Annotated in this window: 18 protein-coding genes; 11 read left to right on the top strand and 7 right to left on the bottom strand. The window is 66.2% G+C overall.

Going from position 1 to position 25,281, the window contains the following annotated elements; genetic code table 11:
* Positions 1–29 precede the first annotated feature (29 nt).
* Together putA and proC are read left to right on the top strand one after the other, a co-directional pair.
* Positions 30–3,965 (top strand): trifunctional transcriptional regulator/proline dehydrogenase/L-glutamate gamma-semialdehyde dehydrogenase, encoded by a 3,936-nt coding sequence (gene putA, locus IP89_RS00705; protein ID WP_043306972.1) that lies wholly within the window; start codon positions 30–32, stop codon positions 3,963–3,965.
* Between the two features lie 122 nt (positions 3,966–4,087).
* Entirely contained in the window at positions 4,088–4,879 is a 792-nt protein-coding gene (gene proC / locus IP89_RS00700; RefSeq protein WP_052080899.1) for a pyrroline-5-carboxylate reductase, read from the top strand.
* A gap of 182 nt (positions 4,880–5,061) precedes the next feature.
* Here the strand turns inward: proC and IP89_RS00695 are convergent, their stop codons facing one another.
* Positions 5,062–5,739 carry a DUF4197 domain-containing protein gene (locus IP89_RS00695; RefSeq protein WP_043306970.1) on the bottom strand — a complete coding sequence of 226 codons (678 nt, stop codon included), beginning with the start codon at positions 5,737–5,739 and terminating at the stop codon, positions 5,062–5,064.
* Positions 5,740–6,060: 321 nt separating this feature from the next.
* Between IP89_RS00695 and IP89_RS00690 the strand changes: the two genes are divergently transcribed.
* Positions 6,061–8,781, top strand: coding sequence for a cation-transporting P-type ATPase (locus IP89_RS00690; protein WP_043306969.1), 2,721 nt, complete (start codon positions 6,061–6,063; stop codon positions 8,779–8,781).
* Positions 8,782–8,832: 51 nt separating this feature from the next.
* Here IP89_RS00690 and plsB read toward each other — a convergent pair whose 3' ends face one another.
* Positions 8,833–11,319: a glycerol-3-phosphate 1-O-acyltransferase PlsB gene (gene plsB, locus IP89_RS00685; protein ID WP_043306968.1), complete on the bottom strand. Its 2,487-nt coding sequence runs from the start codon at positions 11,317–11,319 to the stop codon at positions 8,833–8,835.
* A gap of 274 nt (positions 11,320–11,593) precedes the next feature.
* Between plsB and IP89_RS00680 the strand changes: the two genes are divergently transcribed.
* From IP89_RS00680 to IP89_RS00660, 5 genes are all read left to right on the top strand, one after another.
* Entirely contained in the window at positions 11,594–12,514 is a 921-nt protein-coding gene (locus IP89_RS00680; protein WP_043306967.1) for an ABC transporter ATP-binding protein, read from the top strand.
* Positions 12,511–13,242 (top strand): ABC transporter permease subunit, encoded by a 732-nt coding sequence (locus IP89_RS00675; protein ID WP_043306966.1) that lies wholly within the window; start codon positions 12,511–12,513, stop codon positions 13,240–13,242. The genes IP89_RS00680 and IP89_RS00675 overlap by 4 nt, the downstream gene beginning before the upstream one ends.
* A 2-nt stretch (positions 13,243–13,244) precedes the next feature.
* A complete protein-coding gene (locus IP89_RS00670) occupies positions 13,245–15,077 on the top strand; it encodes a Gldg family protein (protein WP_043306965.1) in 1,833 nt (610 codons plus the stop codon).
* A gap of 74 nt (positions 15,078–15,151) precedes the next feature.
* Positions 15,152–16,126: a DUF4340 domain-containing protein gene (locus tag IP89_RS00665; protein ID WP_043306964.1), complete on the top strand. Its 975-nt coding sequence runs from the start codon at positions 15,152–15,154 to the stop codon at positions 16,124–16,126.
* Positions 16,127–16,342: 216 nt separating this feature from the next.
* On the top strand, positions 16,343–16,552 hold the full coding sequence (locus IP89_RS00660) for a cold-shock protein (protein WP_043306963.1): 210 nt from the start codon (positions 16,343–16,345) through the stop codon (positions 16,550–16,552).
* Between the two features lie 68 nt (positions 16,553–16,620).
* Here the strand turns inward: IP89_RS00660 and IP89_RS00655 are convergent, their stop codons facing one another.
* The 5 genes from IP89_RS00655 to IP89_RS00635 form a co-directional block, all read right to left on the bottom strand.
* Positions 16,621–16,992 carry a hypothetical protein gene (locus IP89_RS00655; RefSeq protein WP_043306962.1) on the bottom strand — a complete coding sequence of 124 codons (372 nt, stop codon included), beginning with the start codon at positions 16,990–16,992 and terminating at the stop codon, positions 16,621–16,623.
* Positions 16,993–17,002: 10 nt separating this feature from the next.
* A complete protein-coding gene (locus tag IP89_RS00650) occupies positions 17,003–17,809 on the bottom strand; it encodes a putative RNA methyltransferase (RefSeq protein ID WP_043306961.1) in 807 nt (268 codons plus the stop codon).
* Positions 17,806–18,945, bottom strand: coding sequence for a succinyl-diaminopimelate desuccinylase (gene dapE / locus IP89_RS00645; RefSeq protein ID WP_043306960.1), 1,140 nt, complete (start codon positions 18,943–18,945; stop codon positions 17,806–17,808). Before dapE ends, IP89_RS00650 begins: the two co-directional genes overlap by 4 nt.
* Before the next feature lie 92 nt (positions 18,946–19,037).
* A complete protein-coding gene (locus tag IP89_RS00640) occupies positions 19,038–21,635 on the bottom strand; it encodes a glycosyltransferase (RefSeq protein ID WP_043306959.1) in 2,598 nt (865 codons plus the stop codon).
* Between the two features lie 167 nt (positions 21,636–21,802).
* Complete coding sequence (locus tag IP89_RS00635; protein ID WP_043306958.1) at positions 21,803–22,945, bottom strand: iron-containing alcohol dehydrogenase; 1,143 nt, start codon at positions 22,943–22,945, stop codon at positions 21,803–21,805.
* A 92-nt stretch (positions 22,946–23,037) separates the two neighbouring features.
* Between IP89_RS00635 and tcdA the strand changes: the two genes are divergently transcribed.
* The 3 genes from tcdA to IP89_RS00620 all read left to right on the top strand — a co-directional run bounded on the left by tcdA (position 23,038) and on the right by IP89_RS00620 (position 25,254).
* A complete protein-coding gene (gene tcdA / locus IP89_RS00630; RefSeq protein ID WP_043306957.1) occupies positions 23,038–23,847 on the top strand; it encodes a tRNA cyclic N6-threonylcarbamoyladenosine(37) synthase TcdA in 810 nt (269 codons plus the stop codon).
* A gap of 22 nt (positions 23,848–23,869) precedes the next feature.
* Positions 23,870–24,331, top strand: coding sequence for a DUF1456 family protein (locus tag IP89_RS00625; protein WP_043306956.1), 462 nt, complete (start codon positions 23,870–23,872; stop codon positions 24,329–24,331).
* 107 nt (positions 24,332–24,438) lie between these two features.
* Positions 24,439–25,254 carry an ABC transporter substrate-binding protein gene (locus IP89_RS00620; RefSeq protein WP_256203084.1) on the top strand — a complete coding sequence of 272 codons (816 nt, stop codon included), beginning with the start codon at positions 24,439–24,441 and terminating at the stop codon, positions 25,252–25,254.
* Positions 25,255–25,281: the final 27 nt, after the last annotated feature.

The raw sequence follows: 25,281 nt of genomic DNA, 5'->3' as shown, positions 1-25,281 counted from the left end.
GCAGCGCATCAATCGAAACAGGATAAGAAATGGCCACCACCACCCTTGGCGTGAAGCTCGACGACGCCACCCGTGAACGTCTGAAGCAAGCTGCCCAATCCATCGATCGCACTCCGCACTGGCTGATCAAGCAGGCGATCTTCAATTATCTGGAGCAGGTCGAGGGTGGCCTGACCCCTGCCGAGCACGCCGGCCTGGCCGCCGCGGCTGGCGAAGAATCCGTCGATCAGCTGAGCGAGCAGGGCCTGCAGGTCTTCCTCGACTTCGCCGAGAGCATCCTGCCGCAGTCCGTGCTGCGCGCCGCCATCACCTCCGCCTACCGTCGTCCGGAGACCGAGGCGCTGCCGATGCTGCTGGAGCAGGCCCGCCTGCCGAAGGAGCTGGGCGAGTCCGCTAACAAGATGGCCCTGGGCATTGCCGAGAAGCTGCGCAACCAGAAGAGCGCCGGTGGCCGTCAGGGCCTGGTGCAAGGTCTGCTGCAGGAGTTCTCGCTGTCGTCCCAGGAAGGCGTGGCGCTGATGTGCCTGGCCGAAGCGCTGCTGCGTATCCCGGACAAGGCCACACGTGACGCGCTGATCCGCGACAAGATCGCCAACGGCAACTGGAGCCAGCACCTGGGCCAGAGCCCGTCGATGTTCGTCAACGCGGCTTCCTGGGGCCTGCTGATCACCGGCAAGCTGGTCGCTACCCATAACGAGGCCGGCCTGTCTTCCTCGCTCAACCGCCTGATCGGCAAGAGCGGCGAGCCGGTGATCCGCAAGGGCGTGGACATGGCCATGCGCCTGATGGGCGAGCAGTTCGTCACCGGCGAGACCATCGGCGAGGCCCTGGCCAACGCCACCAGCATGGAGAGCAAGGGCTTCCGCTATTCCTACGACATGCTCGGCGAAGCCGCGCTGACCGAGGAAGACGCCAAGCGCTACCTGGCTTCCTACGAGCAGGCTATCCACGCCATCGGCAAGGCCTCCCACGGCCGTGGCATCTACGAAGGTCCGGGCATCTCGATCAAGCTGTCCGCGCTGCACCCGCGCTACAGCCGCGCCCAGTACGACCGCGTGATGGACGAGCTGTACCCGATCCTGCTGGGCCTGACCAAGCTGGCCAAGCAGTACGACATCGGCCTGAACATCGACGCCGAAGAAGCCGACCGCCTGGAAATCTCCCTCGACCTGCTCGAGCGCCTGTGCTTCGCCCCGGAACTGGCTGGCTGGAACGGTATCGGTTTCGTTATCCAGGCCTACCAGAAGCGCTGCCCGTACGTGATCGACTACGTCATCGACCTGGCCAAGCGCAGCCGCCACCGCCTGATGATCCGCCTGGTGAAGGGCGCCTACTGGGACAGCGAGATCAAGCGCGCCCAGCTGGACGGCCTGGAAGGCTACCCGGTGTACACCCGCAAGCCGTACACCGACATCTCCTACATCGCCTGCGCGCGCAAGCTGCTGGCCGTGCCGGAAGCCATCTACCCGCAGTTCGCCACCCACAACGCCCACTCGCTGTCGGCCATCTACCAGATCGCCGGGCAGAACTACTACCCGGGCCAGTACGAGTTCCAGTGCCTGCACGGCATGGGCGAGCCGCTGTACGAGCAGGTGGTGGGTTCGATCAAGGACGGCAAGTACAACCGTCCGTGCCGTATCTACGCTCCGGTTGGCAGCCACGAGACGCTGCTGGCCTACCTGGTTCGCCGCCTGCTGGAAAACGGCGCCAACACCAGCTTCGTCAACCGCATCGCCGACCACAGCATCTCGCTCAAAGAGCTGGTGCTGGACCCGGTCGAGCAGGTCGAGCGCATGGCTTCGCAGGAAGGCACCCTGGGCCTGGCGCACCCGCGCATCCCGCTGCCGCGAGACCTGTACGGCGAAGGCCGAGTGAACTCCAGCGGTATCGATCTGGCCAACGAGCACCGCCTGGGCTCGCTGTCCTCGGCGCTGCTGTCGTCGACCAACACCAACTACGTCGCCGGCCCGATCCTCGGCTGCGACACGCCGAACCCGGGCCCGGCCGAGCCGGTGCGCAACCCGGCCGACCACCGTGACCTGGTCGGTCACGTGCAGGAGTCCAGCGAGTCTGACGTGAAGAGCGCGATCCTCTGCGCCCTGTCCAGCGGGCAGATCTGGCAATCGACCCTGCCGAGCGAGCGCGCTGCCGTACTGGACCGCGCCGCCGACCAGATGGACGGCGAGATCCAGCAACTGATGGGCCTGCTGGTGCGCGAGTCCGGCAAGACCTTCGCCAACGCCATCGCCGAAGTGCGCGAGGCGGTGGACTTCCTCCGTTACTACGCGGCGCAGGCGCGTACCTTCAGCAACGACAGCTACCGCCCGCTGGGTCCGGTGGTGTGCATCAGCCCGTGGAACTTCCCGCTGGCGATCTTCACCGGCCAGGTGGCCGCCGCTCTGGCCGCCGGTAACACCGTGCTGGCCAAGCCGGCCGAGCAGACCCCGCTGATCGCCGCGCAAGCCGTGCGCATCCTGCTGGAAGCCGGCGTGCCCGGCGGTGCCGTGCAGCTGCTGCCGGGCCGTGGCGAGACCGTCGGTGCCCGCCTGGTGGGTGACGAGCGCGTGCGTGGCGTGATGTTCACCGGCTCCACCGAAGTGGCCGGCATCCTCCAGCGCAACATCGCTGGCCGCCTGGACGCCCAGGGCCGCACCATCCCGCTGATCGCCGAGACCGGCGGCCTCAACGCCATGATCGTCGACTCCTCGGCGCTGGCCGAGCAGGTAGTGGTCGACGTAGTCAGCTCCGCCTTCGACAGCGCCGGTCAGCGCTGCTCGGCCCTGCGCGTACTGTGCGTGCAGGACGACGTGGCCGACCGCGTGGTGGAAATGCTCAAGGGCGCCATGGCCGAATACAGCATCGGCTCGCCGGAGCGCCTGAACACCGACATCGGTCCGGTGATCGACGCCGAGGCCAAGGCTGGCATCGAGGCGCACATCGAGAAGATGCGCGAGAAGGGCCGCAAGGTGTTCCAGGCTGCCCGCGCCAGCGGCGACGAGCTCAAGCGCGGCACCTTCGTGCTGCCGACCCTGATCGAGCTGGAAAGCTTCGATGAGATGAAGCGCGAGATCTTCGGCCCGGTACTGCACCTGGTGCGTTACCCGCGCGAAGAGCTGGGCAACCTGCTGCAGCAGATCAACGACAGCGGCTACGGCCTGACCCTCGGCGTGCACACCCGCATCGACGAGACCATCACCCAGGTGGTGGAGACCGCCAAGGTCGGCAACCTGTACGTCAACCGCAACATCGTCGGCGCCGTGGTCGGCGTGCAACCGTTCGGCGGCGAAGGCCTGTCCGGTACCGGTCCGAAGGCCGGTGGCCCGCTGTACATGTACCGCCTGCTCTCGACCCGTCCGCAGGAAGCCGTGGCCCAGCACCTCAAGGGTGACAATGTACAGGCGCTGAACGCACCGGCCGAACTGGCCAAGGCGCGTGCCGCCTTCACCGAGTGGGCCGCCAAGGAGCAGCCGGCTACCGCCGCCCTGTTCGAGCAGTTCAGCGGCCTGGCACAGAGCTACACCAGCCACCTGCTGACCGGCCCGACCGGCGAGCGCAACAGCTATACCCTGCTGCCGCGCGAGCGCGTGCTGTGCCTGGCCGAGGAGCGTAGCGACCTGCTGGCGCAACTGGCTGCCACCCTGGCGGTGGGTAGCCGTGCGCTGCTGCCGCAAGCCAATCGCGAGCTGGTTGCCGCGCTGCCGAAAGAGGTGCAGAAGCACATCGACCAGGTGGCCGACTGGACCGCGGTTGACGCCGAGTTCGACGCCATCCTGTACCACGGTGATTCCGACCAGCTGCGTGCGGTCTGCCAGCAGGCAGCTCAGCGCAAGGGCGCGATCATCGGCGTGCACGGCCTGAACAAGGGTGAGACCGACATTCCGCTGGAGCGTCTGCTGATCGAACACGCGCTCAGCGTGAACACTGCGGCCGCCGGCGGTAACGCCAGCCTGATGACCATCGGCTGATCCCGCGCGGCCGGCGGAGTTCTCCGCTGGCCGCAGCAATCCCGCCGCAGAAAGCTGGTTGAAAGCTTTCTGCGGCATCCTCCGCCCCAAGTTCGGGCGGCCCACGTAGGGACATACGCAGTATGAACGCACTCTTTCTCGGCTACGGCCGTATGGGCAGCGCCATTGGCGAGGCATGGCTGAAAGGCCATCTGGTCGGCAGCATCAGCGCGGTCGACCCCTATCTGGAGTTCTCCTCCAGTGCCCAGTTGTATGCGTCTATCGAAGAGCTGCCACAGCAGTCCTTCGATCTGATCATCGTGGCCACCAAGCCAGGCTATGCCTGCGAGGTACTGGCCGCGCTGCCCGATGTACTGTGCCAGGACGCCGTGGTGATCTCGGTCGCCGCCGGCATCACCAGCGAGAGTCTGAGCCAGGCCCTGCGCCAGCGTTGCCCGGTAGTGCGGGTGATGCCCAACACGCCGGTGCTGGTCGGCGCCGGTTGCACCGGCATGTTCACCGATGCCGAGCTGAGTGCGGAGCGTCGTGACCAGGTCGGTCATCTGTTCGAAACCGTGGGCAAGGCCTACTGGGTCGAGCAGGAAGGCCAACTGGACGCGGTGACTGCCCTGTCCGGCAGTGGCCCGGCCTATTACCACCTGTTCAGCGAGGCGCTGGCTGCGGCTGGCGTGGCCCTCGGCCTGCCGGCCGACCTGGCCAAGGCCCTCGCCGCACAGACCGCGTTCGGAGCGGCCTCGCTGCAAGTGCAGCCGGGTGCCGACTTCGTCGAACTGCGCACCGCCGTGACCTCGCCGAATGGCACCACGGCGGCTGCGATTGCCCGCTTCGAGCAGGATCAGGCCTTGCGCCACCTGGTCGATGCGGCAGCCCGAGCGGCCTTCGTCCGCTCCCAGGAGCTCTCTCAGGGCGCCTGACCGGCCGTGGCGAGCAGTCGCCACGTGCCACGCCACGTACACCGCAAGGGGGCTTACCCGCCCGGTATGTGGCGTTTCCAACCTAGGCCGGCTCGCTCCGGCACCCGGCAGGGCCACAAGCCCGGCCACAAAAAAGCCCGGCATCTGCCGGGCTTTTGCTTTTGCGGGTAGTCGCGGCTGGCTTACAGCGCGCCGAAGACTTTCTTGGCCAGGCTGGTCGCTGCACCGGCCGGGTTCTGGCGGATGCTCGCTTCCTGCTCGGCGATCATCTTGAACAGGCCGTCCAGCGCCTGCTCGGTCACGTAGTTCTCCACATTCGCGCTCTTCGCGTCGACCACGCCGAGAGCGGCGGCCTGGCCGGCGAAGCTGTTGTACTGCTTGGCCACGCCGACCTTGTCGGTGGCCTGCTTGACGATGGGCAGGAACTTGGCGCGGATCTGCTCGCGGCTGCTCTTGTTCAGGTACTGGGTGGCGGAGTCGTCACCGCCGGCGAGGATGGCCTTGGCGTCGCTCACGGTCATCTTCTTCACCGCGTCCACCAGGATCGCCTGGGCCTGCGGCACGGCGGCCTCGGCGGCCTTGTTCATGCTCTCTTCGAGCTCTTCCACCTGGGCGCCCATGCCCATCATCTTCATGGTCTGCGCAGCCTTGCCCAGCTTGCCGGGCAGCTCGATGCGCACTTCCTCGTTGTTGCTGAAGCCGCCGGGCTTGCCCAGCTGCTTGACGGCGACCTGCGCGCCTTGGGTAAGAGCGTCCTTGAGGCCGCCGCTGGCGTCGGTCTGGCTGAGGTCGGAGAGGGACAGGGCGAAGGCGCTGGCGGACAGCAGCAGGCCGGCGGCGAGAGCGGTTAGGCGGAACATGGAGACTTCCTTGATTGCAGGGATATCGACCGAGCTTAGCGGAGTGGCGCCAGCGAGCCAATCGCGATGGCGTGGTCGCGCGCGTGAGTGGTCCGCCCCGTGGTCGTCTATGGTTTTCCTGCGCGCCGCGCTCTAGCGCGGGATTCTTTCCGGCTCGGCGAGATGCGCGCGGGCATGACCTGGGTCAATGGTGGCGGCCATTTGCGGGGCCAATGCTGACCCTGGACAGTATTCATTCAGCTTGTGAGGCGCACAGTAGGAATACCCACTCGCAGAGCGTGCCAGAGCGCCGCTCTACAGGAGTCACTCGAGGAGGACGATATGGGATCGCTGCAACCCCACCAGCAAGCTGCTCCGGCGAGCACGGAGCAGTGGTACCGCAAGACTGCCGAACAGGCGATGGCCGATCTGCAGACCAGCATCACCGGGCTGGCCCCGGAAGAGGCCGCGGCGCGGCTGCTGCGCGTCGGCGCCAATGCGCTGCCGGCCAAGGCCGTCGACCCGGCCTGGCTGCGCTTCGCCCGCCACTTCAACGACGTGCTCATCTACATCCTGCTGGCGGCCGCGGTCGCCACGGCGCTGATGGGGCACTGGACCGACACCCTGGTGATCCTCATCGTGGCGGTGATCAACGCCTCCATCGGCTTCTTCCAGGAGAACAAGGCGGAGAAATCCCTCGCCGCGCTGCGCGGCATGCTCAGCAGCCACGCCCACGTGGTGCGCAACGGCAAGAAGCTGGAGATCGACGCCAGCGAGCTGGTGCCCGGTGACATCGTGATCTTGCGCCCCGGCGACAAGATTCCCGCCGACGTACGCCTGTTCGAGGCGCATCACCTGCAGGTCGAGGAATCGATGCTCACCGGTGAGTCGCTGACCGTGGCCAAGCAGGTCGAGACCATCGACCACGAGGCGCTGCTGGCCGACCGCACCAACCTGGCGTTCTCCGGTACCAGCGTCAGCGCGGGCAACGCCAAGGGCGTGGTGATCGAGACCGGCGTATCCACCGAACTGGGCAAGATCAATCGCATGATCGCCACGGTGGACGAGACCGAGACTCCGCTGCTGCGGCAGATCCACCAGCTCGGCAAGCGTCTGTTCCAGCTGATCATCGGCATGATGGCGGTGCTCTTCGTCATCGGCTTCTTCTGGCACGACTACCCGTTCGGCGAGTTGCTGCTGTCGCTGATCAGCCTGGCCGTGGCCGCGGTGCCCGAGGGCCTGCCGGCGATCGTCTCGATCATCCTGTCGCTCGGCGTGCAGCGCATGGCCACCAACAAGGCAATCATCCGCAAGCTGCCGACCGTGGAGACGCTCGGCGCGATGAGCGTGATCTGCTCGGACAAGACCGGCACCCTGACCATGAACGAGATGACGGTGAAGAGCGTGCTCACCGCCGACACCAGCTTCAACGTCGAGGGCCAGAGCTACGAGCCCAAGGGCCGCATCACCCTGGCCGGCGCCACCGAGGCGCTGAACTGGGCCGAGCACCCGAACCTCGTGGCCTTCCTCCGCGCCGTCGACACCTGCAACGACAGCAGCCTGCAACGCGATGAAGGCGGGCGCTGGGGCGTAGTCGGCGGCCCCACCGAGGGCGCTCTCAAGGTGCTGGCACGCAAGGCCGAGCTGCCCGAAGTGGAAGTACGGCGCATGGGCAAGATTCCCTTCGACTCGGCCTACAAGTACATGGCGCGGCGCTGCGATGTCGGCGGCGAGAGCCTGATCTACCTCAAGGGCGCGCCCGACGTGCTGCTGCGCATGTGTGAGCGGCAGCTGGGCGTGGACGGCATCCAGCCGCTGGACCGCGAGTACTGGGAACGCGAGATGGGCCACATCGCCAGTCAGGGCCTGCGCATGCTGGCGGCGGCCTACCGGCCGGTACCTGGCGCCAGTGGCGAGATCGATCATCCGGACGTGCAGCAGGACATGGTCTTCCTCGGCGTCGCCGGGCTGATGGACCCGCCGCGCCCCGAGGCGATCGAGGCCATCGCCATGTGCCGGCAGGCCGGCATCCAGGTCAAGATGATCACCGGCGACCACCCGGATACCGCCGTGGCCATCGCCGGCATGCTCGGCATGGGCACTGATCTGCGTGCCATGACCGGGCAGGAACTGGAGGCCATCGACGACAACGAGCTGAAGTCGCGGGCCATGCAGTATTCGGTGTTCGCCCGTACCAGCCCCGAGCACAAGCTGCGCCTGGTGCGCGCCCTGCAGGCCAACGAGCAGGTGGTGGGCATGACTGGCGACGGGGTCAACGACGCGCCGGCGCTGAAGCAGGCCGACGTCGGCATCGCCATGGGCATCAAGGGCACCGAGGTGACCAAGGAAGCCGCCGACATGGTGCTCACCGATGACAACTTCTCCACCATCGCCGGCGCCGTGCACGAGGGGCGGCGGGTCTACGACAACCTGAAGAAGACGGTGCTGTTCATCCTGCCGACCAACCTGGCGCAGGGCCTGATCATCATCCTGGCCATCCTCGCCGGAGCGGTGGTGCCGCTGTCGCCGCTGCAGATCCTGTGGATGAACATGGCCACCTCGATCACCCTGTCCTTCGCCCTGGCCTTCGAGCCCGGCGAGTCGGGGATGATGCGGCGCAAGCCACGGGACGCCCACGAGTCGATCCTCAACGGCTTCACCGTATGGCGGGTGTTCTTCGTCGGCAGCCTGCTGGCTACGGCGGCCTTCGCCATCGAGGCGTGGATGCTCGGCAACGGCCAGGACACCAACCACATCCGCAGCATGGTTCTGCACACCCTGGTCATCTCGCAGTGGGCCTACCTGTTCAACTGCCGCCTGCAGGACGAGTTCTCGCTGAACGCCGCGCTGCTGCGCAACGGCGCGCTGCTCACCGTGACCCTGGCGCTGATCCTGCTGCAGTGCCTGGTGCTCTACGTGCCGTTCATGCAGGAAGCGTTCGACACGGTGGCCCTGCCGTTCAGCAACTGGCTGGTGGCCATCGGCATCGGCGCCCTGGTGTTCTTCGCCGTCGAGCTGGAGAAACTGGTGATCCGCCGCTGGAAGGCCAGTCGCGGGCATTAACCGAGGCAAAAGAAAAGGGCCGCATCAGCGGCCCTTTTTCTTGGGTGACGATCACGCCGGCTCGGGGTTTTCCTCGTTGCGCTCCAGCGCCACCTGGCGGATCGACAGGCGAATCTCTGCCGGTAGCACGCGCTTGGCCACGCCTTCCACCAGTTCGGTGAGCTGCGGGTGGTGGCTGAGCTTGCCTTCGCTGTTCTGCCGTAGCACGCCCTGGTCGAGCAGGGTCTGGATGAAGTGGCGGAACAGGCTCTTGTCGAAGAACTCCGGCGCGTTGAGGCCGTGCAGGATCGACAGGCGCTGGGCCATGACCACGCAGAGGTTCTCCAGCTCCTCGGCGGACAGGGCGTACTGGCCGGCGTTGAGCAGCAGGGCGGTGGCCATGTAGAAGCGCTGCAGGGTCTGCACGATGGCGCGGGCCAGCAGGGTGAGCAGGACGAACTGGCGCGAGCTGGGCGCCGGGCGCACGTACATGTCGTCTTCCTGGCGCAGCAGGCCCTGCTCGACGAAGGCCTCCAGCCACTGATCGACCACACCTTCCAGCTCGTCGACGGACCAGCGAATGAACAACTCCGACTGCAGGTACGGGTAGAGCGCGCCGACGTAGCGCAGGATCTGCTCGCGGCTCATGCGTGAGCTGCTGAGGAAGAAGCTGGCCAGCAGGGCGGGCAGGGCGAACACGTGCAGCACGTTGTTGCGGTAGTAGGTCATCAGGACGGCGTTCTGCTCGTCCAGATAGAGGATCTTGCCCAGGGCGTCCTTCTGTTCGGCCAGCAGGTCCATGCTCTGCACGTAGCGGATCAGGTCCTGGCCATCGCCTTCCGGCAGGGTGGCGTGGGACGAGTAGGGCACCTTGCGCAGCAGCGCCAGGTACAGGTCGAGCACACGGGCCAGGGCTTTCTCGTCCAGCGCCAGTTTGGCGGTGGAGAGCAGGGCCAGGCCGACCAGGTTGACCGGGTTGATCGCCGCGGCTTCGTTGAGGTGCTGCGCCACGCGTTCGCCAAGGCGGTTGGTGGTCTGGTTCAGCCACTCGGGGCGGTACTGGTCGCCGTAGTCCTGGCTGCGCCAGCCCGGCTGCTCGGCGTCGAGGAACTCGGCCAGCTTGATCGGCTCGCCGAAGTTGACCCAGACGCTGCCGAAGCGCTGCTTACGGATGGCGCCGATGACCTTGAAGATGTCGAAGATCGACTCCTTCTTCTTCGCCGCGCCGCGCAGCTCGCCGAGGTAGGTACGGCCTTCGAGCACGCGTTCGTAGCCGATGTACACCGGCACGAAGGCAATCGGCAGGCGCGACGAGCGCAGGAAGCTGCGCAGGGTGATGGCCAGCATGCCGGTCTTCGGTTGCAGAGTGCGGCCGGTACGTGAGCGGCCGCCCTCGACGAAGTACTCGACCGGGAAGCCCTTGCTGAACAGGGTGTGCAGGTATTCGTTGAACACCGCGGTGTACAGCGGGTTGCCCTTGAAGGTGCGGCGCATGAAGAAGGCGCCGCCACGGCGCAGCAGGCTGCCGACCACCGGCATGTTGAGGTTGATGCCGGCGGCGATGTGCGGCGGCGTCAGGCCGTTGCGGAACAGCAGGTAGGACAGCAGCAGGTAGTCGATGTGGCTGCGGTGGCAGGGCACATAGACGATCTCGTGGCCGTGGGCGATGTCGCGCACCGCCTCCAGATGGTTGACCTGGATGCCCTCGTACAGCTTGTTCCAGAACCAGCTGAGCACTGTCTCGAGGAAGCGGATGGCGGTGTAGGTGTAGTCCGAGGCGATCTCGTTGCCGTAGCGCAGCGCCTGGGCCTGGGCCTTCTCCACGCTGATCTTCTCGCGTTCGGCCTCGTCGAGGATGGCCTGGCGTACCTGCGGACCATGGATCAGGCCTTTCACCAGGTTGCGCCGGTGCGAGACGTCCGGGCCGATCACCGTGGTCTTCAGGTTGCGGAAGTGCACGCGAAGGATGCGCTGCACCATGCGCAGGGTGCGTTCGCGGCCCTTGCCCTGGTCGAGCAGCTCGCGCAGGTGGATCGGCGCGGAGAACTGCACGCGGGTCTTACGGCCGAGAATCAGGATGCTGACCAGCTTGCGCAGGCGCCCGGTGACCGCCCAGCTATCGGCGAACAGCAGCTTCCACGGGCTGGTCTCGCGATCCGGCGACTGGCCCCAGAACACGCTGACCGGGACGATCTGTGCGTCGTCCAGGGCGCTGCCATCGAGGCTGGCGAGCAGGCGTTGCAGGGTCGGTGGTGCGCCGCGCTTGTCATGGCCGCCGAACCAGCTCGGCGAGCGGGTCAGGTAGAAGAATCCGGCAGGCTCCATCTGCTCGCCAAGGGCCACCGGCAGAATCGGGCGCGGCAGGCCGGCCTTGCTGCACTCGGTGTCGACCACCGCCAGGTCTGCTGCCGAGGGCTGCTGCAGCACGTAGAACACCGGCTTGCTGCGATCCAGGCGCAGGTTGAAGGACGACTGGTTGATGGTTTCCGAGCGTACCCAGAGGTACAGCAGGCGACGCAGGGCACCAAAGGCAAGGCGGTGGAGCGGGGAGCGGGTCATACGTGGGCGACTGTGAAAACGAGCGTGCGCTCGGGGCGGCTAGTGTGCCGTATTCGACCCTCGGCGGCAAAAACGGTGCAGGTACAAGTGTTCACCGGATGGCCGCGTATTTCCTGGCCTGCAGGCTATTTTTGCGAATGCTTGCCTGGGGCCTGCAACTTTTCCTAAAAGCGCTTGTCTTGCCTTGCCGCAGGTCGACTTTTATAGTCCGCCGGCGTTTGCAGGGCCCCCGTGGTCAGCATGGCCCGGGGTCTATCCCGTTGGGACGAGAGCCATGATCGAAATAAAAAATCTAACGAAGCGTTTTGCCCATCACACGGCCGTCGATGGTCTCAGTTTTCAGGTCCAGCAGGGGGAAGTGCTGGGCTTTCTCGGCCCTAACGGGGCCGGTAAATCCACCACCATGAAGATGCTCACCGGCTTCCTGGCGCCGACTTCCGGTTCCGCCAGCATTCTCGGTTTCGACATCCAGCGAGACACCCTCAAGGCCCAGCAGCAGATCGGCTACCTGCCGGAAGGCGCGCCCTGCTATGGCGACATGACGGTGCGTGGCTTCCTCGAATTCATCGCCGAGGTCCGCGGTTTCCGTGGCGCCGAGAAGAAGCAGCGGGTGCTGCGCGCGGTCGAGCAGGTGGAGCTGCAGCATGTGCTGGAGCAGAGCATCGAGACCCTGTCCAAGGGCTTCAAGCGCCGCGTCGGCTTGGCCCAGGCGATCCTGCATGATCCCAAGGTGCTGATCCTCGACGAGCCCACCGATGGCCTCGACCCGAACCAGAAGCACCAGGTGCGCCAGCTGATCCAGAGCCTGGCCAAGGACAAGATCGTGATCATCTCCACCCACATCCTCGAAGAGGTGTCGGCGGTGTGCACCCGCGCCGTGGTGATCGCCGCCGGCAAGGTGGTGGCCGATGGCACGCCGCTGGAGCTGGAGAGCCGCTCGCGCTACCACCAGGCGGTGACCCTGGTCGCCGCCGGAGAAGTGGATCGCGAGGCCCTGGCCGCGCTGCCAGGCGTGATCGCCGTGGAAGACAACGCCGAGGGCAGCCTGACCCTGGTGGCCGCGTCTGGCCAGGTGATCTTCCCGCAGGTGAATGAGCTGATCCGCCAGCGTGGCTGGCAAGTGACCGAGCTGGACGTGGAACGCGGCCGGCTCGATGAAGTGTTTCGCAGCCTGACCCGGGGAGAGGCGGCATGAAGCAGTTGCCCGTGATCTTCAAGCGCGAGCTGGCCAGCTATTTCGCCACGCCGCTCGCCTATGTGTTCATCCTGATCTTCCTGGTGCTATCCGGGGTCTTCACCTTCTACCTCGGCGGCTTCTACGAGAGCGGCCAGGCTGACCTGTCGCCGTTCTTCAACTTCCACCCCTGGCTGTACCTGTTCCTGGTGCCGGCCATCGCCATGCGCCTGTGGGCCGAGGAGCGCAAGTCCGGCTCCATCGAGCTGCTGATGACCCTGCCGATCACCCGCGCCGAAGCAGTGCTGGGCAAGTTCCTCGCCGCCTGGGTGTTCGCCGGCATCGCCCTGCTGCTGACCTTCCCGATGATCATCACGGTCAACTACCTGGGCGAGCCGGACAACGGCGCGATCTTCACCGGCTACTTCGGCAGCTGGCTGCTGGCGGGCTCGTACCTCGCTATCGGCTCGTGCATGTCGGCCCTAGCGAAGAACCAGGTGATCGCCTTCATCCTCGCCGTCAGCGCCTGCTTCCTGTTCATCGTCAGCGGCTTCCCGATGGTGCTCGACGCCCTCGAATGGGCGCCGCAGTGGCTGCTCGACGCGGTCGCCTCGCTGAGCTTCCTGACCCGCTTCGACGCGATCAGCAAGGGCGTGATCGACCTGCGTGACCTGCTCTATTTCGTCTCCCTGATGGCTGCCTGGCTTGCCGCCACCGCCGTCGTGGTCGATCTGAAGAAGGCTGACTGACCATGAAGAAACTGATGTATTCCGGCGTCGGCCTGCTGCTGATCGCCGTGGCCTTCCTGGCCTTCAACATGCTTTCGGCCATAGGCCTGGGCGGTGCCCGCCTGGACCTGACCGAGCAGAAGCTCTACACCATCTCCGAGGGCACCGAACGCATCCTTGGCGAGCTGGACGAGCCGATCAACCTGTACTTCTTCTACTCCGACAAGGCCGCCCGCGACCTGCCGGTGCTGCGTAATTACGCGGTGCGTGTGGAGGAGATGCTCAAGGCCTACGAGCGCGAGGCGAACGGCAAGATCAAGCTGCACGTCGTCGACCCCGAGCCCTTCTCCGAGGACGAGGACAAGGCCGCCGGCTTCGGCCTGCAGGCCGTACCGGCGAACCAGACCGGCGAGCAGATCTACTTCGGCCTGGCCGGCACCAACGCGGTGGACGACAAACAGGTCATCCCGTTCTTCCCGCTGGATCAGGAAGAGTTCCTCGAATACCAGCTGAGCCAGCTGGTGCAGGGCCTGGCTAAGCCGGAGCGGCCGGTGATCGGCCTGCTCTCCGGGCTGCAGCTCAACGGCGGCTTCGACATGATGGCGCGTCAGCCGATGGCGCCCTGGATGGTCATGGAAGAGGTGCGCCAGCTGTTCAAGATCGACAGCCTCAAGGCCGGCATCGACAAGATTCCGGACGAGGTCTCGGTACTGCTGCTGGTCCATCCGAAGAGCCTGCCGCAACCGACCCTGTACGCCATCGACCAGTTCGTCCTGCGCGGCGGCAAGCTGCTGGTGTTCGTCGACCCGCTCAGCGAGGCCGATAATGCACCGCCGATGATGCCGGGTGACGACCAGGGCAAGGCCTCCGACCTGGAGCCGCTGTTCAAGGCCTGGGGCTTGCGCATGGTGCCGGACAAGGTGCTCGGCGACGGCTCCTACGCGCTGTCGGTGAGCATGGGCCAGGGCCAGCGCGCCGCGCGCCACGCCGCCTGGCTGGCGCTGCCGCAGCGGGCGATGAACCAGGATGACGTGGCCACCTCGGGCCTGGAGAGCATCAATATCGCCACCGCCGGTATTCTCGAGCCGATCGAGGGCGCCAAGACCCAGTTCGTACCGCTGCTGCAGAGCTCCGAGTACGCCATGCCGTTCGACGCCGCGCGCTTCGCCACCCTGGCCAACCCGGAGGAGCTGATCCGCGACCTGGAGCCGACCGGCGAGCGCTACGCCATTGCCGCGCGCATCAGCGGTCCGGCGCAGTCCGCCTTCCCCGAGGGTATCGAGGGGCAGAAGGACGGTCTGAAGTCTGCCGACAACATCAACGTGATCGCCGTGGCCGACACCGACCTGCTCACCGACCGCATGTGGGTGCAGGTGCAGGACTTCTTCGGCCAGCGCGTGCCGCAGCCGTTCGCCGACAACGCCGGTTTCGCCATCAACGCGCTGGACAATCTGTCCGGCAGCGATGCGCTGATCAGCGTGCGTTCGCGTGGTCGCTTCAGCCGCCCGTTCGAGGTGGTCGAGGCGCTGCAGCGCGAGGCCGAGGCGCAGTTCCGAGTCAAGGAAGAAGACCTGCAGAAGCGCCTGGCCGAGACCGACCAGAAGCTCGCCTCGCTGCAACAGCAGGACCCGAGCAAGGCCCTGGAACTGACACCCGAGCAGCAGGCCGCGGTGCAGCAGTTCATCGCCGAGAAGCTGCGCATCCGCAAGGAACTGCGTGAGGTGCGCTTCCAGCTCAACGCGCAGATCGAGGACCTGGGCCGCACCCTCAAGCTGGCCAACATCCTCGCCGTGCCGCTGTTGCTGACCCTCGGCGTGCTCGCCCTGTGGTTGTGGCGTCGGCGCAAGGCCGCGTGACCCGGAGGGGGAAGGGCGAAACCCTTCCCCCTTTTTCTTGCCTATCCCCAACTCCTGAGCAGGAGAGCAAGGTTATGAATCGCAGGTTTCTATCCGTCCTGGCGGTGCTGGCGCTGGCCCTGGTGGCCGGCTGGTACTTCACCAGCCAGGTGAGCCTTCCCAAGGCGCCGCCGCAGGCAGAGCTGTGGCTGCCGGGGCTGCAGGCGCCGCAGGTCAAGGCCATCGAAGTGCAGCGTGTCGGCCAGCCGCTGGTGCGTATCGAGCGCGGTGAGCAGGGCTGGGTGCTGCCGGCCAAGGCCGGCTATCCGGCCGATCAGAGCGCAGCCAACCAGCTGCTCAATGCCTTGATCGAGGCGCGCAAGGTCGAGCCACGCACCGCCAATCCCGAGCTGTACGGGCGCCTCGGTCTGGCCGACAAGGGCGACGCCGAGCAGCAGGGCATTCGCATCAAGCTGGAGCAGGCCGATCAGCCGTTGCAACTGCTGATCGGCAAGCCCGGTCAGCAGGATGGGCAACTGGTGCGCCGCGCCGACGAGGCGCAGAGCTGGCTGGTCAACCAGCGTATCGAGCTGCCGCCCACCGAGCTGGCCTGGCTGGATCGCCGCGTTACCGCCGTGCCCTTCGCCGAAATCCAGACACTGGAAATGCGCCATGCCGGTGGCGAGCAACTGAAGTTGTTCCGCGACAAGATCGAGGACATCAACCTGCAGGTGCGCGATCTGCCCAAGGGCAAGCGGCTGGCGTTCGACGGTGCGGCCAATGGTGCCGGGCTGTTCTTCGCTGACCTGCGTTTCAGTGATGCCGCGCCTCTGGCGCAGGTGAGTTTCACCGGCACCCCGGCGCTGCAGTTCGACCTCACCACCTTCGGTGGCCGGCACCTCAAAGGCAGCCTGTATGGCAAGGCCGAGCAGTACTGGCTGGTACTCGATTCGAGCAGTGATCTGCTCGCGGTCGAGCTGCCGGCGCGTGCCGGTTGGGCCTATCGCCTGGAGGCACACCAGTACCAGAGCCTGGCGAAAAAGCTGACCGATCTGCTCGCGGCTGACTGAGCTAAAACCGCTGCAGGCCATGCACCATGCGGCCTGCAGCTCGGCCGAAAAAATCCCTTGGCAAGACGAACGCTTGTTTTATACTCGCCAGGCGGTCGCATTTAGACGCCATTCGGAACACCGCTCCACGCTCGTTTTGGCCGGGGTCGGAAAGAAGAAGAAGAACGTTTGCGCCGATCTACCCAACAACAAAACCGAGAATCGAGGGAAGTGGTAATGGCTGATCGTGAGGTCGGAACCGTCAAGTGGTTCAATGATTCCAAGGGGTATGGCTTCATTCAACGCGAAAGCGGCCCGGACGTGTTCGTCCACTACCGCGCCATCCGTGGCGAGGGTCACCGCACTCTGGTTGAAGGCCAGCAGGTGGAGTTCTCCGTGATCCAGGGCCAGAAGGGCCTGCAAGCGGAAGACGTATCCAAGGTCTGAGAACCTTCGCTACACAACAAAAGGCCCGTCAGTGACGGGCCTTTTGTTTATCTGCAGCTGGCAGCCGATCAGTCGGTGCGCCAGATGAATTCCTGCGCGCCCTCGGCGTTGACCTTGATCCAGCGGTCGGCGTCTTCTTCGCCTTCTTCTTCGCTCCAGCCGCCGGTGGAGCAGCGGATCTCCACGCCGAGCGCGGCGAAGGCGGCATGGGCGCAGCTGACGTCGTCTTCCCACGGCGTGGCGTCGCTTTCCAGCATCAGGCTGTGCCACTTGCCCACGGCCTTGGGCAGGAACACCACCGGAATGCTGCCTGCCTGGCACTTGAAGATCTGGCCGCTCTGCTGCCACTCGCTGCACGGGCCGATGGCCTCGTTCAGCCAGGCGGCGATGCTCTGCTGGTCGGCGTCCTTCAGGTAGATCTCGATATCGGGTTGGCGCATGGGTGTGTCCCTAAATTTTCTCGATCCAATCGTAGCGAATGGCGACGGTAACTTCGAAGTCTTCGGCGATCACTGCCGCGCGGCGTTCGGCACTGGCGCGCCAGCCGTGCGGGGTCATGGCCAGCAGGTCGGCGCGGGCCTGGGCATCGGCCAGCAGTAGCGGGAAGCTGATGGTCTCGCTGTGCGCCAGGTGCATGCCCTCGGGGATCAGCTCCAGGTGCTTCTGGTCATCGTAGTCGCGCACCTCGTCGTACAGCTTCTGCCGCAGTTCCATCAGGTGCACGCGGGTCGGGCCCATACGCAGCAGGCCACCGCCGGGCTTGAGCAGGCGCAGGGCCTCCTGCCAGTCCAGCGGGCTGAATACGCTGGCCAGCAGGTCGCAGCTGGCATCGCTCAGGGGCACGCGGGCCATGCTCGCCACCAGCCAGCTCAGCTGCGGCGCGCGCTTGCAGGCGCGCTTTACCGCCTCGCGGGAGATGTCCAGGGCATAGCCGTCGGCGCCGGGCAGCAGCTCGGCGAGCTGCGCGGTGTAGTAGCCCTCGCCGCAGCCGATATCCAGCCAGGTGCGCGGGCCGCGTTCGGCGGCCAGCTCGGCCAGGCGGCGGGCCAGCGGGGCGTAGTGGCCGCCATCGAGAAAGCGTCGACGAGCCTCGACCATGGCCTGGTTGTCACCCGGATCACGGCTGTTCTTGTGCTGCACCGGCAGCAGGTTGTAGTAGCCCTGGCGCGCGCGGTCGAAACGATGGTTGGCCGGGCAGGCCAGGCCGTTGTCAACCTGGCTCAGCGGCGCCTGGCAGATTGGGCAGGTCAGGCTCATGCGAGGAGTTTTACCAGGGTCTGGTAGTAGACCTCGGTGAGCAGGTCCAGGTCGCTGGCCAGCACGCGCTCGTTGATCTGGTGGATGGTGGCGTTGACCGGGCCCAGCTCGACCACCTGAGTGCCCAGGGTGGCGATGAAGCGGCCGTCCGAGGTGCCGCCGGAGGTAGATGGGGTGGTCTCGCGGCCGGTGACGGCGCGAATAGAGGCGGCCACGGCATCGAGCAGCTCACCCGGTTGAGTGAGGAACGGCAGGCCGGACAGGGCCCAGTCGATGTGGTAGTCCAGGCCGTGCTTGTCGAGGATGGCGGTGACGCGCTGCTGCAGGCCCTCGACGGTCGATTCGGTGGAGAAGCGGAAGTTGCAGACCGCTTTCAGCTCGCCCGGAATCACGTTGGTGGCGCCGGTGCCGGAGTTGAGGTTGGAAATCTGGAAGCTGGTCGGCGGGAAGTAGGTGTTGCCATCATCCCAGTGCTCGGCGGCCAGTTCGGCCAGGGCGCCGGCGGCCAGGTGGATGGGGTTCTTGGCCAGGTGCGGGTAGGCCACGTGGCCCTGCTTGCCACGAACGGTGAGGGTGGCGCCGAGCGAGCCGCGGCGGCCGTTCTTCACCACGTCGCCGAGCAGGGTGGTGCTGGAGGGTTCGCCGACGATGCACCAATTCAGGCGGTCGCCGCGCTCGCGCAGGCGTTCGACCACGGCCTTGGTGCCGTGCTGGGCCGGGCCTTCCTCGTCGCTGGTGATCAGGAAGGCGATGGCGCCCTTGTGGTTCGGATGGTCGGCGACGAAGCGCTCCACGGCGATGATCATTGACGCCAGGCTGCCCTTCATGTCCGCCGCGCCGCGGCCGCAGAGCATGCCTTCGTCGTCCACGCGCACGTCGAACGGCTGGTACTGCCAGGACTCCAGCGGGCCGGTCGGCACCACGTCGGTGTGGCCGGCGAAGCACAGTACGGGGCCGTCGCCGCCACGCTTGGCCCAGAAATTCTCCACTTCCTCGATGCGCATGCGCTCGACCGCGAAGCCGGCCGTGGCCAGGCGGCGCATCATCAGCTCCTGGCAGCCCTCGTCGACCGGGGTGACGGAAGGGCGGCGGATCAGGTCGAAGGCGAGCTCCAGGGTGGGGGTGAGGGCGGTCATTGCGGCTCCGGAACAGCGGAAATCAGAAAGGCCGCCATCTTAAAGCAAAACGGCGGCCTCAAGGCCGCCGTTTCGACAGACAGGTCGTGCCGTCAGGCCGCGCCAGCCGGCTCGCCGACATCCTCGGCCGCTGGCTTGGGCAGCGAGGAGAGCAGGGCCATCAGCAGCGCCGCCAGGTACGGCAGCGACTGCACCAGCAGGGTGGCGACCCAGAACTTCACGTCGGCGTTGCCGATGTCCTGGGCGAAGCTGATGCCGATCGCCGCGCCCCACAGCAGGAGCATGACGAACACCTCTTCGCGGGCCTCGGCCAGGGCGACCATGATGCCGTGGTTGCTGGCCATCTTCGGCGTGCGGAAGAACGGGATGGTCTTGGTGAAGGTCCCGTACAGCACGGCCTTGGCGATGGTGTGCGATAGCGCCAGACCGGCGATGGCCGCCTGGAACGAGCGCTTGAGATCCACGCCCACCGCGCGGCGGTAGAGGAACATGATCTTGCCGAACTTGAAGAAGAACAGCGCCAGCGGCGGGATGGCGAAGATCATCAGCGGCGGGTCGACGCGGTTGGGCACGATGATCATCGCGGCCGACCAGAGCAGGGCACCGACGGTGAAGAAGATGTTCAGGCCATCGGCGATCCACGGCAGCCAGCCGGCGATGAAGTGGTAGCGCTGGCCACGGGTCAGTTCCGAGCCTTCGCCACGGAACAGGGCGCGGGCATGGCCCTTCATGATCTGGATGGCGCCGTAGGCCCAGCGGAAACGCTGCTTCTTGTAGTCGATGAAGGTGTCTGGCATCAGGCCGCGACCGAAGCTCTCGTGGGCGTAAGCCGCGGAATAGCCCTTCTCGAACACGCGCAGACCCAGTTCGGCGTCTTCGCAGATGGTCCAGTCGGCCCACTTCAGCTCGTCCATCACGCTGCGGCGGATCATGGTCATGGTGCCGTGCTGGATGATCGCGTTACGGTCGTTACGGGTGACCATGCCGATGTGGAAGAAGCCCTTGTACTCGGCGTAGCAGAGCTTCTTGAAGGCGCTTTCGTCGCCGTCGCGATAGTCCTGCGGCGACTGCACCACGGCGATCTTCGGATCGGCGAAGTGCGGCACCATGTGCTTGAGCCAGTTGCGGTGGACGCAATAGTCGGAGTCGATCACCGCCACCACTTCGGCATCCGGCGCGGTGTGCGGCAGGATGTAGTTCAGCGCGCCGCCCTTGAAGCCTTCGATGGGCGCCACGTGGAAGAAGCGGAAGCGCTCGCCAAGCTGCTGGCAGTAAGCCTCGACCGGCTCCCAGACCTTCGGGTCCTTGGTGTTGTTGTCGATGATGATGACTTCGTAGTCCGGGTAGTCCAGGGCCGCCAGGGCGTCCAGGGTCTGCTTCACCATCTCCGGCGGTTCGTTGTAGCAGGGCACGTGGATCGACACCTTGGGCCGGTAGGCGGTGTCGCCCATCACCGGCATGAAGGGACGGCGACGGGTGCGAGTCCAGGCGGTCTCGGCCAGCTCGTGGGCCTCGGTGAGCAGGACGATGAATACGCCCAGGGCGCCGATGCCGAGCAGGCCGCCGACGGTCAGGCTGAACCAGGTGCTGTACTGCTGGCTGTAGTCGTAGGCGATCCACACCAGGGCGGAACCGCCGACGAAGGCGACGAAGGTGAGGAAGGTACGGCCGCGCTGGCGCAGCGAGCTACCGTCGATCAGCATCAGGGCCAGGGCCAGCAGGCCCATCACCACCGAAGCGACGGCCAGCATGCGCCATTGCGGAATGGCGACCACCGGGCCTTCGAAGGCGAACTTGGGCTGACGGTCGAGGTTGTACACGCCCCAGTAGGCGCCCACCGCGCCTTCGTCGCCGGCTTTCCACGGCTGGTCGAAGGCCTCGATGACGAAGTAGTTGTAGCCCTTGGCATTGAGCTGGTTGACCAGGGTGCGCAGGTACACGGCCTGCTCGGCCTGGTCGGCCTCCGCGCCGCCACGGGTACGGCCGTTGCTCGGCCAGCCCACTTCGGAGAGCAGCAGCGGCTTTTTCGGGAACAGTTTCTTCAGGTCCTTGGCGCGCTCGAGGACGAAATCGGTGGAGTCCTCCATCGCCATGAATTCCCAGTACGGCAACACGTGGGCGGCGATCAGGTCGACGTGGTCGGCCAGTTCCGGGTGGTCCTGCCAGATGTGCCACTGCTCGGAGGTGGTCACCGGTACCTTGACCGCGGCGCGAACCCGGTCGATGTAGGCGATCAGCTCCGGCACCTTGACCTCGCTGCGGAACAGCGCCTCGTTACCCACTGCCACGCGGACCACGCTGCGCGAGTTGTTGGCGATCTCGATGGCCTTGGCGATCTCGCGCTCGTTGCGCTCCAGATCGGTGCCGATCCAGATGCCGAGGGTCACGCGCAGGCCGAATTCCTCGGCGATGCGCGGAATGTCTTCCAGGGTGCCGTCGACCGAATAGGTACGGATGCTGTCGGTCTGCTTGCTCAGCAGCTCCAGGTCGGAGCGGATCTGGGCGTCGTCCGGATAGATGTTCTGCTGCGGGTTCTGGCCGGCGCGGAATGGCGAATAGGAGAAGCCGGAGATCTGCTCTGGCCAGTCCGGTGCGTCCACGGGACGGTTATAGAGAGCCCAGAGGCCGGTGAACATGGCGGCGACCGCCACGATGACCACCAGATTGATACCGAGTTTACGCGTTGGCATGGCTACTTAAGGGTTCCACAGCAGGAACAAGAGAAAGGTCCGGCGGACGCCGGTCGGCGCGCATGCTACCCCGCGGCCATTGGCCTGTATAGCACCGCCGGGAGCGCGGCGCCCGCCCGTATCCGGGTTGGTCCGGCGTTGGGCTTGTCGAGTTCCCCGCATCGTTGTCACAGGGCGCGCAGGAGGATGCGTTCGCAAGCCTCCAGGTCGATCGGCGGCTGTTCGAGACCGTCGCGCCGCTGCAGTTGCGCCAGCACTTCGGGGATGGCTTCGGCGTCCAGGCCGTGGGCCGACAGGCGGGTGGCCACGCCCATGCGGCGGAAGAAGCCCTCGGTGGCGCGAATGGCGGCGGCGATGCGCTGTTCCGGGCCGCCATGGCGCAGGCCCCAGACCCGTTCGGCGTACTGCAGCTGCTTGGCCAGGCATTCGGCGCGGTATTCGCCGAGCAGGGCCGGCAGCAGCAGCGCCAGGCTCTGCGCGTGGTCGAGGTGATAGAGCAGGCTCAGCTGGCGGCCGAGCAGCCCCAGGCTGTCGTCCTGCGCACTGCCGCAGGCCAGCAGGCCGCTGCGTGCCTGGCTGGCGCACCACATCAGGTTGGCCCGGCTTGCGTAGTCCAGCGGGTTGGCCACGGCCTTGGGCCCTTCTTCCAGCAGCGTCAGCAGCAGGCCCTCGGCTTGGCGATCCTGCAGTGGGGTGTTGGCGGGGAAGCTGAGGTACTGCTCCAGGGTGTGGACGAAGGAGGCGACCACGCCATTGCCGATCTGCCGGGGTGGCAGACTGAAGGTGGTGCAGGGGTCGAGGATGGCGAAGCGCGGGTACAGGCAGGGGCTGGAAAAGGCCAGGCGCGCCTGCAGGTCGGCGTGGCCGAGCACGCCGTGCGGGTTGCACTCCGAACCGCTGGCGGCCAGGGTGGCCACGCAGCCCAGTGGCAGGGCGCGGCGTATCGGCGTGCCGCAGAGCAGGTCGAACGGCTCGCCGGGGTAGGCCAGCACGGCGGCGATGAACTTGCTGCCGTCGATCACCGAGCCGCCACCGACGGCGAGAATGAAGTCGCAGCCCGTGCGCCGGGCCAGTTCCGCCGCGCGCAGCAGGGTGCTGTATTGCGGGTTGGCCTCGATCCCGGCAAAGCGGGTGACCCGATAGGCGGCCAGGGCCTGTTCTACCTCCTGCCACACGCCGTTCTGCAGGATGCTGCCGCCACCGTGGGTGACCAGCACCCGGCTGCCGGCCGGGATCTGCTGGGCCAGACCGGCGATCTGCCCGGCGCCGAACAGGATGCGCGTCGGGTTGTAATAGCTGAAGTTGCGCATGGCGTAACTCCCCGCAGGGCGTCCATCCACTATAGAAGCGTGTGCCGGGCCATGGCCGTATAATGCCGGCCGAATTCTGAGGGTGCGACGAGATGACAGACGAACAGCGCTTCGGCGGCATAGCCCGGTTGTATGGGCGCGAGGGGCTGGAACGGCTGGCTGCGGCCCATGTGGCGGTGGTCGGCATCGGCGGCGTCGGCTCTTGGGCGGCCGAGGCGCTGGCGCGCTCCGGCGTCGGCGAGATCTCGCTGTTTGACCTGGACGACGTGTGCATCACCAATACCAATCGTCAGGTACATGCCATCGACGGCGCAGTGGGCAAGGCCAAGGTCGACGAGATGGCCGCGCGCATCCGCGCCATCAACCCGGCCTGCAAGGTGCACGCGGTGGCCGACTTCGTCACCCGCGAGACCATGGCTGAGTACATCACCGAGCAGCTCGATGCGGTGATCGACTGCATCGACAGCGTGGCGGCCAAGGCTGCGCTGATCGCCTGGTGCAAGCGGCGCAAGATCCAGATCGTCACCACCGGCGGCGCCGGCGGCCAGGTCGACCCGACGCAGATCCAGGTCGCCGACCTCAACAAGACCTTCAACGACCCGCTGGCCGCCAAGGTGCGCAGCACCCTGCGCCGCGACTACAACTTCTCGCGCACGCCGGGGCGCACCTACAGCGTGCCCTGCGTGTTCTCCACCGAACAGCTGCGCTACCCCAAGCCGGACGGCACTGTGTGCCAGGCCAAAGGCTTCGTTGGCGAGGGCGTCAAGCTCGACTGCGCCGGTGGTTTCGGCGCGGTGATGATGGTCACCGCCAGCTTCGGCATGGCCGCAGCGGCGCGCATCATCGACAAGCTGGTGGCCGGTGCGCGGCGCCCGGCCGAACGTTCTGGCCAGGCCGGCTAATCCATTTTTCGAGAGTTTCCCGATGAACAACAACGACGTATTGCGCAGCCTGCGCTACCTGCTGGATATCAGCGATGCTCAAGTGGTCGACATCTGCCGCCTGGCCGATTACCCGCTGGAGACCGAGACGGTCGCGCTGCTGCTGAAGAAGGATGACGAAGAGGGCTTCCAGCCTTGCACCGACGCGGTGCTGGGGCATTTCCTCGCTGGCCTGGTACTGCACAAGCGCGGCCGCGACGAGAGCCGCCCGCCGCTACCGGTGGAGAAGCGCCTGACCAACAACATCATCCTGAAGAAGCTGCGGGTGGCCTTCGAACTGCGTGACGACGACATGCACGAGATCCTCCGTGCGGCCGACCTGCCGATGACCAAGGCCGAGCTCAGCGCGCTGTTCCGCAGCCCCGAGCACAAGAACTACCGGGCCTGTGGCGATCAGTTGCTGCGCAACTTCCTGCGTGGCCTGACCCAGCGCCTGCGCGGCTGACGGGTGGAGCCGCCAGCCAGCCTGCCTCGGCTACGCTCTAGGGGGAGTGAAGTGGGCTGGCCATTTCATTGCAGGGACGCGCAGTGGACCATGTTGTGAGGTGTCCGGTGTTCAAGTCGTCCGTCTGCGCCTGCCGCAGCCTGTCTCGTCGTTTGCCGCTGCTCGGTGTGCTGGCCGGCCTGTGGCTGGCATTTGCCCCCGTGGTTCGCGCCGAACCGGTGGTGCGTATCGGCACCGGCGACTGGGTGCCCTATGTCGACCAGCAGCGCAGTGACGGTGGCGCCCTGGCGCGCCTGGTCAGCGCGGTGTTCGCCAAGGCTGGCTACCGCACCGAGTTCGTCTTCTACCCCTGGGACCGCAACGTGCTGATGCTCGAACAGCGCAACCTGGACGCCATCATGCCCTACAGCTGCAGCCCCAAACGCCTGGACTTCGGTGTGTGCAGCGATCCGCTGGTGCGCGGCGAGATCGTGCTGTTCCACCGCAAGGAGCTGAGTTTCGACTGGCGTCGCGTCGAGGACCTCAAGCCTTATCTCATCGGCACCACCCACGGATATTCCTACGGTCCGCAGTTCGACCGCGCGCTGCAGGACGGCACGTTGCGCGTGCAGCAGAACAGCAAGGAAGACACCGGCCTGCGCCTGCTCGAACTGGGGCGCATCGACCTGCACCCGCAGGACCGCGCCGTGGGCTACGCCATGCTGCGCCGGCTGTTTCCGGACGGGCACAACATCACTCACCACCCGCGCTACGTGAACACCGAGCCGCTGCGCCTACTGTTCCGCCGCGACGACCCGGCTTCGGCGCAGCTGCTCGAGCGCTTCAACGCCGAGCTGGCCCGCTTCGCCGAGCGCGGCGAACTCAAGCGTTTGCAAGAGGCGCTCTATTCCGGCAATGCCGATCAGTGGCGGCCAGCGCCCTGAGCGAATATCGCTGTCGTAGTTGAAGCG

Origin of the sequence: Pseudomonas sp. ML96 (assembly GCF_000761545.1) — a bacterium.
Taxonomy (GTDB): domain Bacteria; phylum Pseudomonadota; class Gammaproteobacteria; order Pseudomonadales; family Pseudomonadaceae; genus Aquipseudomonas.
The sequence above is the reverse complement of the archived record's forward strand: the minus strand, read 5'-3'. Positions and strand labels throughout refer to the sequence as shown.

What these genes read in the sequence shown, in the direction of transcription:
- putA (WP_043306972.1), top strand. Translation starts at nt 30, where the DNA reads ATGGCCACCACCACCCTTGGCGTGAAGCTCGACGACGCCACCCGTGAA.
- proC (WP_052080899.1), top strand. Translation starts at nt 4,088, where the DNA reads ATGAACGCACTCTTTCTCGGCTACGGCCGTATGGGCAGCGCCATTGGC.
- IP89_RS00695 (WP_043306970.1), bottom strand. Translation starts at nt 5,739, where the DNA reads ATGTTCCGCCTAACCGCTCTCGCCGCCGGCCTGCTGCTGTCCGCCAGC.
- IP89_RS00690 (WP_043306969.1), top strand. Translation starts at nt 6,061, where the DNA reads ATGGGATCGCTGCAACCCCACCAGCAAGCTGCTCCGGCGAGCACGGAG.
- plsB (WP_043306968.1), bottom strand. Translation starts at nt 11,319, where the DNA reads ATGACCCGCTCCCCGCTCCACCGCCTTGCCTTTGGTGCCCTGCGTCGC.
- IP89_RS00680 (WP_043306967.1), top strand. Translation starts at nt 11,594, where the DNA reads ATGATCGAAATAAAAAATCTAACGAAGCGTTTTGCCCATCACACGGCC.
- IP89_RS00675 (WP_043306966.1), top strand. Translation starts at nt 12,511, where the DNA reads ATGAAGCAGTTGCCCGTGATCTTCAAGCGCGAGCTGGCCAGCTATTTC.
- IP89_RS00670 (WP_043306965.1), top strand. Translation starts at nt 13,245, where the DNA reads ATGAAGAAACTGATGTATTCCGGCGTCGGCCTGCTGCTGATCGCCGTG.
- IP89_RS00665 (WP_043306964.1), top strand. Translation starts at nt 15,152, where the DNA reads ATGAATCGCAGGTTTCTATCCGTCCTGGCGGTGCTGGCGCTGGCCCTG.
- IP89_RS00660 (WP_043306963.1), top strand. Translation starts at nt 16,343, where the DNA reads ATGGCTGATCGTGAGGTCGGAACCGTCAAGTGGTTCAATGATTCCAAG.
- IP89_RS00655 (WP_043306962.1), bottom strand. Translation starts at nt 16,992, where the DNA reads ATGCGCCAACCCGATATCGAGATCTACCTGAAGGACGCCGACCAGCAG.
- IP89_RS00650 (WP_043306961.1), bottom strand. Translation starts at nt 17,809, where the DNA reads ATGAGCCTGACCTGCCCAATCTGCCAGGCGCCGCTGAGCCAGGTTGAC.
- dapE (WP_043306960.1), bottom strand. Translation starts at nt 18,945, where the DNA reads ATGACCGCCCTCACCCCCACCCTGGAGCTCGCCTTCGACCTGATCCGC.
- IP89_RS00640 (WP_043306959.1), bottom strand. Translation starts at nt 21,635, where the DNA reads ATGCCAACGCGTAAACTCGGTATCAATCTGGTGGTCATCGTGGCGGTC.
- IP89_RS00635 (WP_043306958.1), bottom strand. Translation starts at nt 22,945, where the DNA reads ATGCGCAACTTCAGCTATTACAACCCGACGCGCATCCTGTTCGGCGCC.
- tcdA (WP_043306957.1), top strand. Translation starts at nt 23,038, where the DNA reads ATGACAGACGAACAGCGCTTCGGCGGCATAGCCCGGTTGTATGGGCGC.
- IP89_RS00625 (WP_043306956.1), top strand. Translation starts at nt 23,870, where the DNA reads ATGAACAACAACGACGTATTGCGCAGCCTGCGCTACCTGCTGGATATC.